The organism is Frankia sp. ACN1ag (assembly GCF_001414035.1).
GTDB lineage: Bacteria > Actinomycetota > Actinomycetes > Frankiales > Frankiaceae > Frankia > Frankia torreyi.
On the sequence record NZ_LJPA01000041.1, the window covers coordinates 1 to 19834 of the forward strand.

Annotated in this window: 6 protein-coding genes and 3 pseudogenes; 3 read left to right on the top strand and 6 right to left on the bottom strand. The window is 67.8% G+C overall.

Annotated elements, in window-relative coordinates; genetic code table 11:
* Positions 1–273, bottom strand: a pseudogene (locus UK82_RS26485) (helix-turn-helix domain-containing protein); the annotation flags it as partial.
* 1056 nt (positions 274–1329) lie between these two features.
* Entirely contained in the window at positions 1330–1845 is a 516-nt protein-coding gene (locus UK82_RS26495; protein ID WP_055410003.1) for a hypothetical protein, read from the bottom strand.
* Positions 1846–2599: 754 nt separating this feature from the next.
* On the opposite strand from UK82_RS26495, the gene UK82_RS26500 reads away from it, so the two are divergent.
* From UK82_RS26500 to UK82_RS33800, 3 genes are all read left to right on the top strand, one after another.
* Positions 2600–3922 (top strand): helix-turn-helix domain-containing protein, encoded by a 1323-nt coding sequence (locus tag UK82_RS26500; RefSeq protein WP_201784249.1) that lies wholly within the window; start codon positions 2600–2602, stop codon positions 3920–3922.
* Positions 3923–4074: 152 nt separating this feature from the next.
* A complete protein-coding gene (locus UK82_RS26505) occupies positions 4075–5226 on the top strand; it encodes a hypothetical protein (RefSeq protein ID WP_161849173.1) in 1152 nt (383 codons plus the stop codon).
* 3331 nt (positions 5227–8557) lie between these two features.
* Complete coding sequence (locus UK82_RS33800; RefSeq protein ID WP_161849174.1) at positions 8558–11335, top strand: RNaseH domain-containing protein; 2778 nt, start codon at positions 8558–8560, stop codon at positions 11333–11335.
* Between the two features lie 972 nt (positions 11336–12307).
* Here UK82_RS33800 and UK82_RS26520 read toward each other — a convergent pair.
* The 4 genes and pseudogenes from UK82_RS26520 to UK82_RS26535 form a co-directional block, all read right to left on the bottom strand.
* Positions 12308–14623, bottom strand: a pseudogene (locus UK82_RS26520) (type I restriction endonuclease subunit R); the annotation flags it as partial.
* Positions 14624–14739: 116 nt separating this feature from the next.
* A pseudogene (locus tag UK82_RS43425) lies at positions 14740–15745 on the bottom strand (restriction endonuclease subunit S); the annotation flags it as partial.
* Between the two features lie 82 nt (positions 15746–15827).
* Positions 15828–17342, bottom strand: a complete 1515-nt coding sequence (locus UK82_RS26530; RefSeq protein WP_055410014.1) for a class I SAM-dependent DNA methyltransferase — start codon at positions 17340–17342, stop codon at positions 15828–15830.
* 332 nt (positions 17343–17674) lie between these two features.
* Positions 17675–18703 (bottom strand): replication-relaxation family protein, encoded by a 1029-nt coding sequence (locus tag UK82_RS26535; protein WP_055410016.1) that lies wholly within the window; start codon positions 18701–18703, stop codon positions 17675–17677.
* Positions 18704–19834: the final 1131 nt, after the last annotated feature.

Here is a 19834-nt window from a genome sequence, read left to right on the forward strand (position 1 = left end):
CTGTTCCCGCTGCCTGCGCCCGACCGTGGCCCAGATGTCGCCGCTGGTCTCGGCGAACCGCTTGGCGACCAGCCGCAGCGTCTCACCCGAGACACCCAGCCGTGCCGCGATCACCTCGACAGGATCAACCTCGCCGGTCGAGGTGTCCAACGCGAGCAGCACCTGCGCCCGCCTGATCATCGAGGCCGGATGCACACCCGTGGTGGTGACCCGAACCAACGCTTCACGATCGGCCGCGGTCAAGGTGACCGGCCGCTTCTTCTGTGACGGCATGACTTGTCCTGACCGGCAGAGGGGACGAGGAAGATCTGCCAACACCAGCCTGCCACACCCCAGAACTAAACAGCGACGGTCTACTAGCATGAGCCCACCGACCCGGCGGCGAAACGGGTCACCCGCCACGCCCCGTCCTGGTGAAGCTTCACCTCGGCTGTGATCCGCCGGCGGCCCCCGGCCGATCCCGCGACCAGCTGCCCGTCATCCGGCTGCCCCGGAGCAGAGTGGTACTTCAGCCAGTTCGAGTCGTCCCCACAGTCCGTGAGCAGCACAGTCGTCGGAGCGGCAGGAGGATCAGCCGAGGTCGCCGCCGGGTGATTCACCGACTGGNCCCGGGAGACGACCTTGTTGAAATGATCGGCATACAGCGTGCCCGTGATCACTCGGAGCGCCGAGCCCGAGGCATAGCGGGGCAGCTCAGGAGCTTGCCAGTCCGAGGTGTGGCTGGCGGCAGCGGTCGCACGCCACATCCCCAGGTACGCATCCACCGCCTCGCCGCGAGCAAGATCCGCAGGCGACGTTGGTGACGGCGTGCTCGCCNTCTGCGTGGGCGAACGGACAGCGCCGCTGGTGGCAGCCGGACCGGGCATCGAACCCTCATCCGAGCTGCAAGAGACGAGTGCCAAGGCGACCGCTACAAGCAGCAGTCCGCTGGCCAGCCCTCCGGGCCGCCCGCTACCGGCTGGTCTGCACCGAGGAGCCACCGCTTCACCTCGCACCACTCAGCGCTCGTCCGTCACGATCCCACTGCGGGCCGTACCTCCAGCCTGCCCCACCAGATCGGCCCAGACCCGTACCAACTTCACAGTCGGAACGGCCGTCCAGTGCGATTTGACTCGCTCCTACCAGGACATTTCTAGTCATTAAGAATTAGATACCTTCTTCATAAGGACTATTTACTGCTGGGCTAGAGCGTGAGTGAGCGTCCGCCCTTCTTCGATAGTTAGCCCTCGAAGCGGCCCGGCGAGAGCTCGCACCGTGATCTCGCCACGGTGGTATCCCGCTCCTGTGGACCCGGCGTCGAACGGTCAGGGGACTTTGATCATGGTGGGCTCAGCGTCGCTGTGGGAGAGCCGCGGCGAGATCAGGGATGCCGGCGACGAGCAGGCGGTGCATCGCCGAGCCGGGAAGACGGTTGAGTGGCTGCATGGGCTCGGCGAAGTATTCGGCGTCGTCGAAGACAGGTTCCCCGCCCGGGCGGCGGGCGAACTGGACGCGGCCGTAGTCGATGCCGTCCTCGGCGTCGTAACTCATCCAGCTGATTGTCTCAGTTTCCCCCAGCTGCAAGGGGGCGGTATGCAGGGGCCGGGCCTGGATGGTGTCCCCGTCGTCGTACCAGACCTGGGCGACCGCGAAGACCCATCGGTGGGTGGCGTTGGCCTGGGCTTGGGCGGCGGCGCGGATCTCGAACTCCAGGCTCGTCGCCCAGCTGATCAGATAGTCGTAGTCGCTAAGGATCAGCGTCCGCTCGCCGTGCAGGCCCACGATGGCCGGATAGTCACCCGCGAGGATGGCCCGCTGCACGCGGGAGGTGATGCCCTCGACCAGGTCCGCGGTTTCGCTGTTCATAGTCCAGCCCTTCCTTCCAGGTTTCCTCGGCGAGCCCGATGGCTGGCCAGCGTGGCCGGAGTTGGCCTTTCACTTCTGGTACGGCGAGGGCGCCGGCCCGACCGTCCGCCGCCGACGCAGCGACCACCCCGGCCCTGGGACGGCGGAGGTGATGCGGTGCCGGTTCTTTGCCTTCGCCCTGATACGGCGCCTGCGGCAGGCGAAGCGTCCGGCTACCGCCCAGAGCGCGGGCCGGACTCGCACCATCGGATGGCAGGGCGCAGAAACGCGACATGCACCCCGTGCCGAGGTCGAGCGGGACGCTGCCATGGCTGCTGTCCGCCCGCTACCTCTCATGCGTCAGGTAGGCCGGCCCGGCGTCCGTGGCTGCGCAGGAACTCTTGCGACTCCGGCTGTGGTAGCCGAGCCAGACGAGGCAGCAGATGTTTCTCTCGCCTTCGTCCCTGATTCGGCGGCTACGACGTCCGGACTGTCCACCGCCGGGCGCGCCGGTTGGGCGGAACTCGTCCGGGTGCGCCCGTCGACGGTCCGGACGCCGCTGCTCGAGCATCGCCGCCCGCAGGGGCGGTAGCCGTCATCCGACCGCGGCCAGCACGTCGGCCCCGGCCGACTCCGCCGGGCCGAGATCGACAATGGCGACGCCGTCCGGTCCGACGGCCTCCGTCGGACCGGATCCCGGGGATCGCCGGCCTGTTCAAGTTGGCCCGCGACGGCCAGTAAGGCGGGCACAGCAAAGACCCCGGCATGGCGACCCATGCCGGGTGTTTTCTGGCGTGACGATCTTGCGATGAAGTCTTCATTCAACTTTCATGGGATCATGCCGCCTCCGCTACGCAAGATCGAGCCGTCACGTCTGGCTGCCCGGCGAGTCGAGCTGGGGCTGACCCGTGCCGCGTTAGCGGACCGGGTCGGGGTGTCAGCCCGGATGATTTTTTTCTATGAGGAGGGCCGGCATAGCCCGACACCGGCGCGCATCGAGCGGTTGGCATCGGCACTGGGGTGCGGTGTGGATGCGCTGACGGGCTCGGAGCGGGGGCGGGAGACGTTGGTGGATCTGCGGTACGCAGCCGGGCTGACCTTGGAGCGCCTGGCTGAGCTCCTCTGTGCTGCTCCGGCCGGCCGCGAGCTGTGCGTGTCCGCTGCCAAGCTCTCAGCGCTGGAGACCGGTCGCCCGGTGCGGGGGCGTCGCTGGCGGGACCCCGATGCAACGGGTCAGCTCCTTGGGCCGTTGGCCAAGGCGTATGGAGTGCCTGTGCGGATGGCGTTGGACGCATGGATGCGAACGCGGGTTGACGAGCCTGCGCCCCTGCTGGGCACTGGCCGGGATCGGGCTCCGTCGCAGGCGGCGCTGGCCGCGTGGGAGTCGCTGAACGAGCGCCAGCAGATCTATCTGGGGGAGATCATGCGGGACGACCGCATGACGGAGGCCGAGATGTGGATGCGGCGGGTCCAGCGGCTGCCTGTGCCGCGCCCCGCCGAGTGGCGCAAGCTGCCGTTGGCGTTGAAGGCCGCGCCGGCGGTGGTCGGCTACACCCGCCTGCAAGAACGTCTTCGCATGCGGGATGTGCACGACCCCGGAGCGGGTCCGACCGTGCATGCACTCCAGCGACGCGGGCTCCTGGTCGTCACAGAAGATCGGATCGAGCATCCGACTGCCGGCGAGGTCGACCGGGTACTCGTCGAAATCACTCGACGAGGCCGCGCGGCGGCGCGCGCGGGTCTCGGCGAGCCGCGCGAGCCCGACCCTGCGGCGCATCTGCTGTCGGAATGGCTGTGGGGGGTTTTGGCTCGGGTGGCCGCCGCTGGGCCGGCCGGCCTGGACGATGACGCGCTGGCGGGCAGGTCGCTGTTCTTCATCGGGGTGGGCTACCAGGGCAGGACCGGGGGTCGGCCGAGCCGCGGCTTCGTGGACTCGGTTCCTGTGATGGCGCCCGGCGGTACGCACGTCGCCGAGTACCGCTGGCGGCTGACCGAGCTGGGACGACGGCACGTGCAGGAGTACCTCGACATCTACCAGCAGATGTACCCGCACGTGCCTGTCTCGGGTCTCGACTGGCTTGCCGGCAACCGGCCTTAAAGGTTCGTGCCGTCGAACGCCGGCATTCTTGTCGGAGGTGCCGTCTATCCTCTGGATCTGTGACGATCACCACGGACGACACCGTCCGGACGTTCGATGACGTTAGGGTACGATCCCTTGTCCTGAGGGCAGCTCTACGTGCAGCGAAGGCGATGACCACGCCGGGGCTGGAGCCCCGGCAGCGCCTGGCGACCTTGATGGAATGCCACGGCATGATGCTGGCCGCCCGCGGCCCGGTCAGCCCGCTCCCATTCGCGGAGTTCCGCGGTGCGCTCAGGGGAGACCTGGCCGGTCTCGTCCCGCCCGGGGTCAACCCACTGGACCTTGCCGGAATGCTGGTCGTCGACGACGACGGCCAAGTCACCGAGGACGCCTTCGACCTCGACCTCGAGCAGCGGATGCTGCTGGACACCGTCCGCAAGCTTGACCGCGCGGCAGGCGTGGTCACGGACCGGCAGCTTCGCGAGGAGATTGACCAGGAGACGGCCTACATGTTGCTGCGCCGTCAGGGCGACCAGGGTGTATATGTCGCCGGCCGGTCAGACTTGATCCGACATCCCGCCGGCCCGGTCGACGACCTGTGCGAGCTTCGGCTCCCACCGTTGATCGTCGACTTCTATCAGGACATCCCCTTCGGTTCCGTCTTTCGCGGCTGGTGGTTCCCCTGTCCGGTCTGTGCCTGGCCGATGCGACTGACCGTCCGGAAGAAAGCCGGCGGCTCCGTAGGTGCGGCCCGCTGCTGGCACGGCGCCCACGCCGACATGGGCGCGTCCTACCTGTTCCGACTGCCGGTGGACGCAAGCCCGCCCGAGCTGTTGCCCGAACCGTCCCCTCCACGTCCCGGCCCGCGGGAGGCCGTCCTCTACCCGGACCTCACGGGCGTCCCGCAGGCCGTCCCAGCCGCAGGTCACAAGGCGCTTGTCCGAGGAATCTGGCGGTACACCACCGTTCCCGGGATTCCTGAACTCGCGCTGCACGACCGGCTGGCAGAGCGCGGGCTGACCGTGGAGCTGTGGCCGGCGCTGGACGCCTACGACCTGCTGGTCGAAGCCGGCCCCAAGCGTGGCCGGAAGGAGCAGCTCAAGGTCGACGTCAAGGACTACACCTCAGCGACGACGCTCGCAGAGCTCATCCACGCGCAGGAAGGCGACCGAGGCGGCGCGGGCTGGCTGGTCGTCCCGGACCACCGGGCCGGCCAGGTGCCGCTGCTGTCCGGAGTGTGCGCGAAGTACGGCATGCAGGTAGCGACCGCGTCCGAGTTCGGGGAGCTGGTCTGTGAGAAGTCCGGGGTGAGCTGGGCATGAGCGAGACTCCGGTGAAGCAGACAGCGATCTTCGCGGCGTTGGCACTGGCCGCCCGGTACTTCCCGAAGACGATCGAGGGCGACACCCGCGGNGCCGCGCCGTTCGCCCAAGCAGCGTTCCTGCTGTCAGGGAAATACCCTGCATGGGACCGGTGGAAGTGCCTGCCTCATGAGGAGAAGCAGCGGATCACCCGCGTCCTCTCGATCGCTCCGGCTGAGCTCGCTGATCCGCGTGCCTTCACCGTCGCGGCCCGCTCCCTTCTCACCTCGACCGACTCCGCAGATGCTGAGAGCGCGGCGCCGTTGCTGCCGTTCGAGCTCGTCGGAGAGAACCCGTTCACCGCCGACGCCGCGTTCCCCCGCGTCGGTGGGGACCTGTTCGGCTACGTCGACCGGCAGATCGCCCGTTACCACCGGCCGACCGCCCGCCCCAAGCCTCCCGAGTTCGCCGGCCCCGGAGTCTGGTCGACCGGGGAGATCTTCGTCAAGGACTTCGGCCAGGTCCACGGTCGACTCACGATCCCGACCTATCCCCAGTTCACCGAACCGCTCGGCCACGATCAGCTCCCGCACGCCACGACCGCCCCGTATCTCGCCGACCTACGGATCCCCACGGCAGAGCTGCTTGAGCTGGCCGAGCGGATCGACGACCGGTCGGACGAGGACCGACGGTTCCTGCATCGCACGCTCTCGCAGCTGTTCGACGCGCTGCAAAGCAGTGACACCGTGTCGCCGGCCGAGGCGTTGAGGCTCACCGCCGGCGGCCTGGAGATCTTCAACGCGCCGACCGGGACAGGCAAAAGCGTCCTGGTTCGCGTCATGGCCTCCTGGTTCGCCGTCCACGGTCTGCGCCTCGCCGTCGTCCTGCCGGACATCAAGGCCTGCCTGGCCATGACCTGGAACGTGCGCGGCGACCTAGCCCATCTGCACGCCATCGGCGTCCTCGACGAGCCAGCGACCTGCGCGCACCTGATGTCACCGCGCGGGATGCACGACCGCGCGCTCAAGCACGCCTCCCTTCTCACCGAGGATCCCGACGCCCCCGGCGATTGGGGCGAGCGCGCCGAACGCGACGTGGACCCGCTGGCCTACGGCTGCGCGCAGCGGACATTCCTGGAGGCGACCGGGGACTACCCGCCGGGCCGGGAGCCGTGCCTGTCGCTGCACCGCCAGGGTGTCGGCTCGGCTGCCTGCCCGTGGATCCCCACGTGCGGGAAGTTCGCGCCGGTGTACGAGGCGTGCGCCGCGAGTGTCGTCGTCATGAACCACTTCGTGTTCACGTCCGGGAACCTGCACATCGGCGTGAACCTCGACGGTCGGCCGGTACGCCGCCTGACCGCGGCCGAGTTCGCGTTGCGTACCTGCCACGCGGTGCTGGTCGACGAGGTCGACCAGTTCCAGTCCCGCGCCCTCGAAGCGTCCGCCAGCGAGGTCGTCCTGCACTCCCGTCGCCACTGGTCAGCGACCCCGCAGGAGATCGACACCGATGCGAAGCGGCTGCGCATCGACGACGAGCACGACCTGCTGTCCCCCGTCAGCCATGTCCGGCTGATGGCCGAGTTCCTGCTGCTGTCGATCTGCCGGAACGCGCTCAGCCTGCACGCCAGCGAGGACGCCCGCGCCCAGCAGCGGATCCCCGACCAGACGAGCACACGCTGGCATCTGGCCCGCAGCCGCGACCGCACACTGATCGGCTTGCTGTGGCCGGACGTGGACGTCACCCCGGGCGCAGACGTCCCGCCGGAGCTGTTCGCGCACCTCAACGCACTCATGCCCACCCGGTTCCAACGCTCTGACCCGCTGCGCGGACAGCTGGTCCCGAAGGGCCCCGACTGGCATGAGATCCGGTCGGCGCTCAGCGCGCTGATCTCGCCCCGCGGCGAGGACCTCCTCGACGAGGTGAAGCTCGAACTTCACACCCTCCTCGAGGACGCCGTGAAGGACACGCACCAGCGCACCCAGGCGATCAACCTCCTGGTCATCCGCACCGCGATGGCCGAGTTGGACGAGGCGCTGTCGCTCCTGCAGGACAAGGCTCAGAACTTCCGATCGGCCGGCCTGCGCTCGGCCCAGAAGATCCTCGACAACCTGCACAGCAGCGCCGTCTCCGCAGCGTTTCCCCGCGGCATGCTGGGACGAGCGATCACCGGCTACCGAGTGACCGGCCTCGACGACAAAGAGAAGAACGCCGCCCTGTCGGCCCAGACCCTCGCCGGCGACCCACACTGCTACGCGGCGGAGCTCGGCGGCATCGTCTCCCTCGTCCTGGCGGGCATGGAACGCCCGGTGATGGGCCTGTCGGCGACCGCCTACTTCCCCCAGGCCGTTCGTGAGCACCTCCATGCCCCGGTTCGCTGGTGGATGACCGACGCACAGGCCAACTCCATCCGGGCCAAGCGGCACCGCATCGAGTACAGCGAGGGCCACCCGCTGTACGGCGAAGCCATCAAGATCTCCGGAACGCATCCCAGCCGGAAGAAGGACGCCGTCATCGAGCTGGGTACCAGCCTCTACGACCAGCACATCCACCCCGAGCTCGAGCGCACCGCTCGCAAGGACCCCGACCGGGCCCATGTGCTGGTCGTCGCCAACTCTTACGAACAGTGCGCCTGGCTCGCCCGGGGGATCTCCCAGGCCGGCAAATACAGCCGCGGGCTGTGCGTCGCGGTCCGGGAGGAAGACCGGCACAGCGCCCACGCCGACCTGCCCCGGGAGAACATCGCGACCCGGCTGACAGCGGAGCAGTTCGAGGACTTCCCGCAGTACGGCAACGTCCTCGTCGTACCTCTGCAGATCGTCGCCCGCGGGTTGAACATCGTGGTCGGCACCCGCTCCGCGGTCCGCTCGGTCTACCTGTGCGTCCGCCCGCTCGCGCTACTCGGCGAGCCCGCCGAAATGTACGGCAGCATCAACGCCGCCGGCCTACGGGCGCTGCCCCCAGGAGGGAGCGCCGACCCCGCCCAAGCGCTCGCGGAGGCCCGCACAGCCGCCTGGGAACGGCTTTCCCTGCTGCTACGGACCGCACCCCAATTCACCGCGATGCACAAGCCGCTCCAGGAAGAAATCGTCGCGGGCGTCATCGTCGACCTCATCCAGCTCGCCGGCCGCGCCCGGCGCGGCGGCGGCGACGCCGTCCTGCACTTCGTCGACTACGCCTTCCACGAGGACACCTGGAGTTCCGACCTGGAGACCATCCTGCGCCGCATCCACTCCCAGTGGACCCCCGAGGTGCGGACACGGATGAACGACCTCTACGGCGAAGCGCTCAACGCCTTCCTCGACTACGCCGGCATCCACCCCAACACGCCGTGACACCCCAGAGAAGAGGAACCGTGACCCCGCCCGCACCCGGCAAATACCTCAACACGCTCGCGTTCCGCTGCACCCCCGCCCTCGTCGCGGACGCCGCCGTCTACATCCGGCACCTCGACGAGGAGACCTGGAAACTCTGGGACGACCTCGACCGCCAGTGCAAGCAGCGATACCGCAACGACTCCGCCCAGGCCCCCTACTCCATCGCTACCCTCGTACTCGGCATCCTCAGCGGCGGCTACGTCCACTTCGCCCCGGACAGGCGGGCGCCCTTCCTCGCGTCACGAGAGCCCCTCGACAGCCGGATCCTGCGCAGGGTCTTCACCCTCACCCACGGACTCGCTCTCGGCGACAAGATCGACGCCATCGATCTCACCACCCCGCCGGAGCTCGCGAAACGAATCGCCGACCTACGCGAGGAGCACTACCTGCTCGCCGACCACCTCACGCCCACGCCCGGCCGCCAACCCAACTCCCCCGGCTGGGTGTACCGGACGGTCACCTGGGACCTCGCGCGACGGCTCGCCGCCAAACCGTGGGCGATCTCCGACAGCAAGGAGATCACGCTTCAGCCCGACACCACCGGCGGACTCATCGCCCTTGATGACCCCTGGGTAAATGACCAAGGCGGTAGATTCGCGCTTTCTCGCACGAGGCTGGCCCTCAAGACCCTTCCGAACATCACCAGCCCCCTCCTCCTGCTCACGTCACGAGTCACCCACATCGCCGACTCGCTGATCTTCTCCAAGACCGCGCTCGCGAAGCAGCCAGGGATCGGGCGCCCCGTGCTGGAACTGGACCTCGACGGCCGCGGCGGGGCCCGCACCGTCAACCGGCTCGCCCTCGACGCGCTTGGCCGTCTGGACATGGACTACTCCATCCTGCGCACCATGGCCGAACGTTCCACCCGCGAACAGCAACTCCTCGCTCAGGCCAGAGCCGAAAACAGACCCGCGCGGTTCCCCCGAGACAGTCCCGGGCAGGTGTGGCCCGTCCGCGCAAAGAGCGCTTCGTTCCCCATAGGTGTCGGCACCGGAATGCACCATCTGCGCCGCCTGCGCGATCACGCGTCTCTGGTTTTCGCCGACGCTGCCGAACCGCTGGAACTGCTTGAGGTGCGCATGCAGTTCCCCCACCGGCCGACAGACCCGGAGCGGATCTCCGCACGGGAGCGGGCCCGCCGGAAGGAGGAACGCGCGAGCAACGGTCGCAGCGGCCCTCTGGCCGAGCCAGGAAACGCCTTCCCATCCCCGGAGGCCATCGTCGCCTCCGTCAAGGCAGCCGGCTTCGACACACTGCGCATCGCCTGCCTCTGGTACCGCGACGAAACCCGTCTACGGATGCTCGACACCCTTCGCAGAGTCTTCGCGCTCGACCACGTGGCCCTCGACCCCCAAGACGACCAGGAACTCGAGCTCCACCCGGGCACGATCAGCGCCGTCTTCCAGCAGGCAGGCGAGTTCCTCCGACCTGGCCGCGCCGCCGGCCGCGAAGAAGCACTACGCAAAGACCGGTTCGCACTGGAGTCTCGGGACGGCGTTCTCATCGGTGCCTGGTGCGAGACCGAAATGCCGACCGCGGAAGACGCCACGGACACCGACGCCGGCGATCTGGACGCGAAGCACCAGACCAGAAGCATCCTCGCCGCCCTCGGCGTACCCACCCAGTACCTACTTGGCTCGGACGACAACGGGGTGATCCACCCCAAGGAAGGCAAAGACCATCCCGCCGAGTGGGCGCTGCTCGACCTCTACCGCTCCCTCGGCATCATCGACGACCGCATCGCGAACGCGCTGAAGCCACCCTCGACCGGCTACCCGGTCGACCGCGTCGCTCACGTCGGTATCCACGTCCGCCAGCAGAACCGCCGCAAGGGCGAGCGAGGCCGACCGAAGGTCGTCATCACCGCGTCGGCCCTCGTCCCGCCCGCCGACCCGGTCGGCACCTGGACTCTCATCGGCTGGAGCTCCACCCGGCCTGAATGGCAGCCCTACCGTGCCGCCCAAACCGCGTTCCACGCCACCTCCTACCCGGAAGGAACAGACACCAGGACCTACCGGCAGCGGTGGGACGAGGCCGCGGACATCGTCGAGCGCGCGCTGCAAGACCTCGCCAACGAACTCGACGGGATCCCCTACGCCGTCACGGTCGACGAAATGGCCTCCCGGCGCATGTGGCACGGCCTCCAGAACATCCACCAAGGTGCCTCCGCCGAGACCCGCACGAGCCGCTACTGGCTACCCGGGAGCACCCTGCACCGAGATGACCGGCCCCAAGCGGTCATCCGCGTGAACATCAAGGACGACGAGGTGCCGTCCCCGGTCAGCACCACCCGTGTCTCCAAGGACCTCGACAGCCAGCCGACCGATGGCGAAACCGCCACCACCCTCTACCAGGTCACCACCGACTTCGGTACACCGGTCTGGATTCTCTGCAACGTGCCCCGTAGCTACGACGGCGCGGGCGCCGGCCGCCTCGGCGCCAAATACACCCGCTGGGACGCTCGCCGCTCCGTCTGGTCAGACAACAAGGCAGAACGACGCAAAGGAGAGATGTCCCAGAACTGGTACTCCATGACCGCAACAGAGATCTACCCGCTGACCTACAAGGACACCGTCCCCGCGGACGCCCTCGCAATCGCGACCGCGAAACTCTGTCACCAGACGATCTCCTGGTCCGACCGTATCCGCCACCCCGTACCACTACACGCCGCGAAGCAGATGGACCTCGACCACCCGCAGTATCGCCGAACCGTCCAGACGGACGGGAAGGAGCCCACAAGCCCCGCCGATGCCTAAGATCTTCCCTGGTGAAGGCAGCCGCAGTGAAGATCGGGTCGTCAGGCGGCCTCGACGCCGGCAATTTCGGCGCCAAGGCCGCCGGCGCCGCCTGACCTGAAAAGCAGGCAAGTTGGACGAGAAGTCGAGAGGCTCAGCCGCTGTCAGGTGACCGTTGACTAACCTTGATCGATATCAAATATCCGACTCGCCAGCCCGTCAGTAGTTCTTCTTGACGTAGTCGTAGGTCTTGTCGAAGAGCACTCCGGTGACCGGTAGGCTGAAGTCCTTGAGTGTGGAGCGGATGGCTCTGCGCACCTCCCGGTCGCCGCGGTCGGAGCTGGTCCAGCCGGTGTAGGAGACCTCAAGGACGATCTGGTCGATCCGGAAGACGAGGTTGGGGACGATCTTGTGCAGCCCGGCGGGGGTGTTCTGCTCGACGATCTGTGTGAGCGCCCCGATCTTCGGGTTATAGAGACGCTCGTCTTTGGTGAGCGTTCCTTCCTCGGCTGCGCGGTCGGCGGCGACGACGTCGTGGGCGATCTGCAGCGCGTCCTCGAGGAACTGCAGGGACTCCTCGACCGAGGAGATGGCGCGCTGTCGCAGCTTCTCGATCCGCTCGGCGAGGCTCTTGTACGCGGTTGAGTCGGTGTCCTGGCCGAGACGGCGCTTGAGTCGGGCTTCGATGGAGTCGAGGATCTCGTCCACGATCTGTCCGGGAGCCTTTGGGCCGGGCAGGGGCGGTGGTACCTGGAGCGACTCGGCAATCTTCTTGATCAGGGCGATTCCGGCCGCGTCCAGGGTGACGTTCCGAGAAGCCAGCGGCTTGACCAAGATGTCGTCCATGTATGCGTGGATCAGCGCCTCGGTCTTCGCGCCGAGCTTGGCCCACAGCAGCCCCTTATCGAGTCCCTTGGGCTGGATCGACGTGTACAGCTTCGCCAGCCACAGATACGTGGCCCGGAACGGCGCCAACATCGGGTTGGGGTCGANGAACTCCCAGATCCGCTGCACCGCGGTGAACGTCTCCACGAACGTCGTTCGTGCCTCGGAGTCGGCCGGGATCCGCTCGTGTGCCTCGGCGAGCGAGACGAACGACGCATCGCTGGTGTCGATCCCGTCGAAGAGCGCGGTCAGTACGGTCATGTCGATCATGAACCGCCCGACCAGGCTGGCCACATCGTGCACGGTCGGCTTCTCGGGCTCGGTCCCGTCCTTCGCCTTGGGACCGAGTAGCGCGTCGCCTATGGCCTTGGCCAGGCCGATGTAGTCGACGACCCGGCCGTACTCCTTGCGTTGCCCGGTCAGCGGGTTCTTCCATGGCCGGTTGGGCCGGGTGATGGTCTGGAACAGGTTGGCCGCCTTGAGCGGCTTGTCGAGGTAGAGCACGCCCTCGATCGGCGCGTTGAAGCCGGTCATCCACTTCGCGGTGACGACCACGAATGACAGAGGGTCGTCGACCTTCGTGAAGCGCCGCTTGAGCCTCTCCTCGGCCTCGTCGGAGAGCAGATACTTCTTGTACCTCGACGGGGTGCTCTTGGAGTTGTCCACGTGCATCACCACGCCGACCTCACGCACGGCACTCGAGCCGTCCGGTAGCGTCATCGCTGCGGCGCGGTGTTCCAGTTCGGCCTGGATCGCGGTCGCGTACGCCACGACCAGCTCCTGGTTGTAGGCCACGACCTGCGCCTTCTGCCCGAGCGGAGCGACGTAGGTGAGATAGTGGTCGACGATGTCGGCGCAGACCGAAGCGACCCGCTCGGGGTTCTTCAGGATGGTGGCGATGTGGCTGGCCTTGCCGGAGAGGAACTCCTTGGCGTCGTCGTCGAGCCCTTCGTCGTCGGCGAGCTCGTCGAACGCTTCGTCGAGTTGCTCCTTGCTCAGCTCGAACTTCACCGCCCGGCCTTCGACGATGACGGGCTTGGTGAACCCGTCGGCGATCGAGTGCTCCATCGTGTACCGCGACAGCACCAGGTCGGGGTCCTCGGGGTTGCCGAAGAGCTTGAACGTGTCCCGCTCACCGGCTTTGACTGCGGTGCCGGTCATCCCGAAGAACGTCGCGTTCGGCACCGCCTCCCGCCACGCGTCGCCGAGCTTGCCTTCCTGGGACCGGTGGGCCTCGTCGACCAGTACGATGATGTTGGATCGGTCGGTGAGGAAACCGGCCTCGGCGAACTTGTGCGGCGTGGTCACCACTACCCGCGGCCCGCGCTTCTTCAGCACGGTCCACAGCGACTGCTTGGTCTTCGGCACCTCCAGGGTCGGCATCCCGGCGGTACGGAACATCTCCGCGGTCTGCCGCACCAGGTCCTTACGGTCCGCGATCACGATCACCGTCGGCGCCCCGGCCCGCTCATCGCGCAGCAGCCGTGAGGCGGTGAACGCCATCAGTTCGGTCTTGCCCGATCCCTGGTGATGCCACACCAGCCCGCCGCCACCCTGCTCGTTCCTGGAACCGGCGAGCACCTTGTCATGAATCGCGACCGCGGCCTCGACCTGCGGATAGCGAGGCAGGAACTTCACATCCTGCTCCGAGGCATCCCGGGCATGCCGGTACATCGCGAAGTCCCGCAGGATCGCCAGCACCATCCCCGGCGTCAGCAGCGTACGGGCGTCCCGCTCAACCCGCGCAGGCCCGGATAGATTCGGGTCACCACCGGTCTCGCCCCACGGCGCCCAGAACTCGCTCTCAGGATCCGGCTCGGCGCGCACCGGCGCCATCCGTAACTCAAGTCCCTCGGTCGCCACATTGAACACGTTCGGCGCGAAGAACTGCGGATACTCCACCTCGTAGACGTCATAGAGGTCCTTCGCCGCGTTGAACCACGACACCGTCTGCTTCACCGGCGTCTTGGTCTCCACCACCACGAGCGGGAACCCGTTGACGTAGTAGACGACGTCGAACCGACGCGCCTCGCGCCCACCCTTGATCGTCACCTCATCGGCCACAACCAGCCGATTGGTCTCCGGATCATCGAAGTCGATGAACCTCCGCGGCACATACTTCCCAGCCACGGTTACGAACGGCTGCTGCCCCCTCAAGATCACCGTCACCGCCTCGTTGGCGGCCACGAGGCCGTTGGCGGCGTCCAGCATCGCCCGGTTGACCTCGACGATCACGATGTCGATCGACTCCTCCTCGTCGACCAGATCCGGGTTGTGCCGGAGCAGCGCCTCGCGCACCCACGACTCGACTATTACTTCGTGCTCATCACGCGGCAGATCGGCGCCGGGCACGTGTTCCCACCCGGCATCCTCGGCCCAGGACAGCAGAGCGGCCTGGATCGTCGAAGCCTCGCTCCAGCCCATGCCCTATGCGACCTCTTCCACGAGCGAGTCATATGTCACCGGGATCTCGATCTCCTGGGCGATGAGCGCTGACAAGAGCGCAGCGCGGAACGCTCTCATCTGCAAGATTTCCGCANGAACGGAGGAAAGTCCAGCAGCGATGGCGTCCAGTTCCGCTGCGATCCTCGTCTGGTCTTCGATGGCGGGAAGAGCTACCGGAACGTCCAGGACGCGCACGGCGGTGATGTGCTTGATGTTGGTCCCGCTCGAGATGCCGAGGAACGTCCCGGACTCGAACGCCCACTGGCACCAGTGATGCGTGTACCCACTCGTGGACACACCTTCGATGCTACGGAAACGGAGGAGGGTCTTCTGGAAGCAGACGACGCCCGACAGTTCCTCGTTCCAGACGGCGGTGAAGCCGACGGCCTTCGGGCTCGCGCTTCCCTCGGACACCAGCACGTCACCACGCCGAAGTGCAAACTTCTCCTGCTCAGCGGGAGTAAAGTTCATCTGCTTGATATCGGCCAGGTCGAGCGACCCCTCGCCCACATTCGCTGAGCGCAGATAGTTCGTCATGTACGGGCCGGTTGCATGCTGAGGCGCCCGCTGGCGACCCATCAACACCGAGAACGCGTCACGCACCGGCACGCTTCGAACGTCTGAACGCTCAAAGCGCTCGGCGCGGCGGGCAGTCAGCAGGCCTCGGAGACTGCTCGCCTCGTCTTCGAGGTGTGCCAGTTGTGTATCCACCGAAGCGAGCAGGTCGACGATCCGCCGCTGCTCGGCAAGCGGCGGCAGCGGGATCTGCCACGCCTCAAAGTCGGCTTCCTTCCAGCGCGCACGTCCCTCCGACCCTGCCCGCGTGCGGTTGATCGCCGCTCTCACGGATTCCTGCTGGAAGTAAAGCAGAAGGAAGGGAGCGAGCAGGCGCGACGGATCAGTGATGTAGAGCGGGAACTCGTTCGTGGCGAGAGCCCCGTCGAGATCGGAGGACACAACATCGAACGCGCCGTTCTGCGTGTCGATCCGGTTGAACACGAAGTCACCCACGTGCGCCTGGAAGAGCGACTTGGCCTTCACGGTCTCGGTCGTGACGGCCCCGCGGTCGTAGGCACCCTTGCCGTACCAGCGGACGCCCATGGTCCGGTACTCGATGCCGGGCTGCAGGGTCACTCGATCCTTACGCTGAGTCGCGACCGAGCCTGCGGGAACCCGCTCCCAGTCAACCACCCGCCACCCCGAAGGCGGTCAGGTCGATCCCGGCGGCGGCAAGCCGCTCCAACATGGCTTCCTCGGCAACGATGCGCTGCTCGCGGGCGTCGGCATACGCGACCAGCGCAGTGCCGAGGTCGACGGCCTCGTCGGCGGGCTTGGCGATGTAGCGGCCGATGTTGAGGTCGAATCTGTTGGTCTTGATCTCGTCGAAGTCGGCGACGTGGACGTACGCGCTGAGGTCGGGGCCATCGAGGGCGAGGCCGGCGCGGTACGCCTCTGTGAGGGCCTTGATGCCGTCGTACGACAGGGTGTTCTGGTTCTTGGCCTTGGTGAACCGTTCGGAGCCGTCGATGAAGACGACCTTGTCCTTGCGGCCGGCGGGCTTCTGGTGGCGGAAGACCAGGAGGCAGGCCGGGATTGTCGTGGAGTAGAAGAGGTTCGGCGGGAGGCCGATGACGGCTTCGAGGAGGTCGCGCTCGACCAGGGACTGGCGGATCCTGGCCTCGGCGCCGCTGCGGAAGAGGACGCCGTGGGGCATGACGACGCCGACGCGGCCGGTCCCGGGCTTCATCGAGGCGACCATGTGCTGGACGAAGGCGAAGTCGCCGTTCTTCGCCGGCGGTACGCCGCCGACGGCGCGCGGGTCAGAGGCCCACTGGTCAGCGCCCCAGCTCTCCAGGGAGAACGGCGGATTGGCGATGACCACGTCGAACTGGGTCAGCGCGCCCGAGGGCTGCTTGAACAGCGGCTTGCGCAGGGTGTCCCCGCGCTTGATCTCGAAGTCCTCGATCTCGTGGAGGAAGAGGTTCATCTTCGCGATCGCCGATGTGGTCAGGTTGACCTCCTGCCCGTACAGGCGCAGGGTGCGGTGGTCCTGGCCGGACTCGCGCACCTGGTTGATGGTGGCCACCAGCATGCCGCCGGAGCCGCAGGCGGGGTCGTAAATCGACTCGCCGGGCTCGGGCCGCAGGATGGCGACGAGGAGGTTGACCACCTCGCGCGGGGTGAAGAACTCGCCGGCCTTCTGGCCGGAGACGTCGGCGAACTTCTTGAGCAGGTACTCATAGCCGGCGCCGAGCAGGTCGTGGCTGACCGTGGACGGGTCGAGCGGGATGTCGTCGAACGCCTTCACCAGCCCACGAAGAGCCGAGGGCGGCAGCCGCTCCTCGTTGCCCCAGGAAGCGTCGCCGAAGATCCGGGCGAGGGCCCTGGGGTTGGCCTGCTCGATGCGCTGGAACGCCCTCGCGACCGCGTCGCCGAGGTTGACCTGGGTCTTGGTGACCACCGACCACCGGGTGTTCCTCGGGAGCTTGAAGCGGTGGAAGTCGGCTTCGACCTCGTTGGTCAGCTCCTCGCCATACTCGTCGACCGCCTGCCTGTGTTCGTAGTCCCAGGTGTCGCTGATCCACTTCCAGAACAGCATCGGGAACACGTACGTCTTGTAGTCGGCCGCGTCGACGGGGCCGCGGAGTGCGTTAGCGGCAGCCCACAGCCGCGACTCAAGGTCGGTCTGTGTGATCACAGGCGGATGGGATCCTTCGTCGTGATGGCCGTGCTCCGATCATGCTGGACGCGTTGCATAGTGGGCGGGAGGATCACGTAACCAATCGGCCGATCGAACTTGTCGACCTTGTCCCGATCGTCGGACGATGTCGCGCGAAGCCCGGCTACGCACTCATGAATCGTGACCGCCACCGTGCCAGTCTGCCGCAGGCACCGGCGCGCTCCTACGACCGCCCAGCAGGATCGGTGGGCTCGCAGCCACCGCCGACCTCCGTTCCCTCACCGCTGCCGCACGTGCCAGCCGGGGGACACGCCCAGCTGGCACGGCGGCCGGCGGGAGGTGAGCGGGGGTCAGGCTGCGAGCTGTCGGCCGTCGAGGCTGGTGGGCGGCATCGCTTGGGATGGGTGGAGGCGGTTGGGCTTCTCGGGCAGTGGATCGTTCACGGGCATGGGGCCGCCGGGGCCTTGGTAGGGCCAGAGGGCGACCAGCTGGCCGAGCGTGTACCGGCCGGTGCCGGGCTGGTTCATGGGGAGCCAGCGGGGAAGGGTGGCGTCGAGGTGCTGGTCGGGTTCGGCGAGGTCCGCGGCCGTGGTCGCGAGCGGCACCAGCCGGGGGTCGATGTTCCGGAACGCTCCGGCGAGGACCTCGCGGATTCGGGCTTCACGTCGGAGGGTCGTGGTCCAGATCAGGACCGGCGTCAGGATGTTCGTTTCTCGCGCGAGCCGTTGGTAGGCATCGAGCTTGAAGGTGAGACGGCGTAGCTGTTCGGTCCCGAAGTCCAGCTCAAGGAACCACTCGACCTCTTCCCCGCGCTGCTCCCACCGGCCGTATGCGTCCGGGCGCACGACGTCCCCGAACGAGGCCGCGCACCACTCCTCCGACCTCCAGACGGTCAGCCGGCCGCGGGTCTCGGGCTGGCGGGCGTGGTAAACGAGCCGGGTGAACATGCCGTTGACCGCAACCCGGTGCGCCAGGTGCAGGGAGTGGGCGATGCCCATGGCCCGGTCATGCTGGTAGCCGATCTTCTTCGGGTCCAGGCCGTCCTCGTGCGCGAGGACGGCAGCGCCGGCGACGTCGAGGACGTAGTGCATGGGCGACAGGCCGCTGACGGCCAGGGGCTGGAAGCGGTCGAGGACCCGCCAGCGGTAGAGCTCCAGCAGGCGGATGTTCGCCGACCGGCGCGTGGTCCAGCCGAGTTCGACGATCTGGTGGGTCGTCAACACCCGGTGCTCGTGGATCACCCGGACGATCCACCGGTCGCGAGGGGTGAGGTGGCGGGCCAGCCACAGCTGGTGCTCACCGCTGGACACGACACGGGTGGAGGGCCGGGCGTAGGTGCGGCGGCCGAGATAGGTCTGCTGCGGAGGATTTGTGATCATACGGAGACGTCTCCCAAGGGGTCGTCGAGCGGGCAGCGGTAGCCGAGGGACGGGCAAACGGGCAGAACGGCGCGCCTGTCCGGAGGCGAGCGAGCTGCCGCGCCCACCCCCGGACAGGGCACCCGCCAGCACTGGGGATGCACGCTGGATCCGCCCGTCGGGGCGGGATCGGTCATCCGACCGCGGCCAGCACACCCGTCCCGGCCGGCTCAGCCGGACCGAGATCAACCATGTCGACGTTGTCCGGGCCGACCGTTGTCGACGGCTCGTCCGCTGGCCGGTCATCGGCATCCGACGCGGTCGCGGCCGGGCCGACCTCCGGCGGGTCGACGGTGGGGGCGTGTTCCTCCAACACCCGGTGCGCCTCAGCGCGCAGCTGCGCGACCAACGCCCGCGCCCGCTTCGAGCCGACCTTCAGCCGCTTGCGCAGCTCGTCGGAGGAGATTGGGCGGCGGTGTTCCTCCCAGTAGCGGGCGTCCTCGCGCCGCGCCCGGTCCAACAGCGAGCCGTCGAGGACCGCGGCCTTCGGCCGGTCGGGCGTGCGTTGCGCAGGAACCACCCCTGACTCGGCCCGGGAGCTCTCATCATCGGGAGGCGCAGCCACGGCCGCGGGCACCGCTGCCCCGCCGGCCTGTGCTGGCTGGGGCGCGGACGGAGGAAGGGCAGCGTCCGGCGCTCCCGGGTGGACGGCAGCGGGGTGGCGCAACGCGCGCAGCAGCCCTGGGCCCACCTCCGACCAGCCGATCAGCAGAGCGGGGCCGACCGCGTCGAACGCGGCCTTCCCGTAGTCACCCGCGATCACCGGCTCGGCGATGTTCAACGCAAGCGTCACCACGCTGGAGAACACCAGCAGGCGACGGGCCGGACGCAGCAACTCGGCCGGTGCGCCCTGCAGCGCCAACTTCCGCGTCCCCAGCAACAGCCCCACCACGGACAGGTCGACCGCCGGCGCCACCAGCGGCGCGACCCAGATCGGAATCCCGAGGCGCAGCCCGAGCTGGAGCACATTGCCGAACCCGAAGGCGAACGTCAGGCCGACCACCACAACCATGATCACTGTCACGAGCGTGACCGTCGCGTCCGGCCCCTGCTGCGGCCGTCCCACGGCAGACGGCCAGTCAGCCACGATGG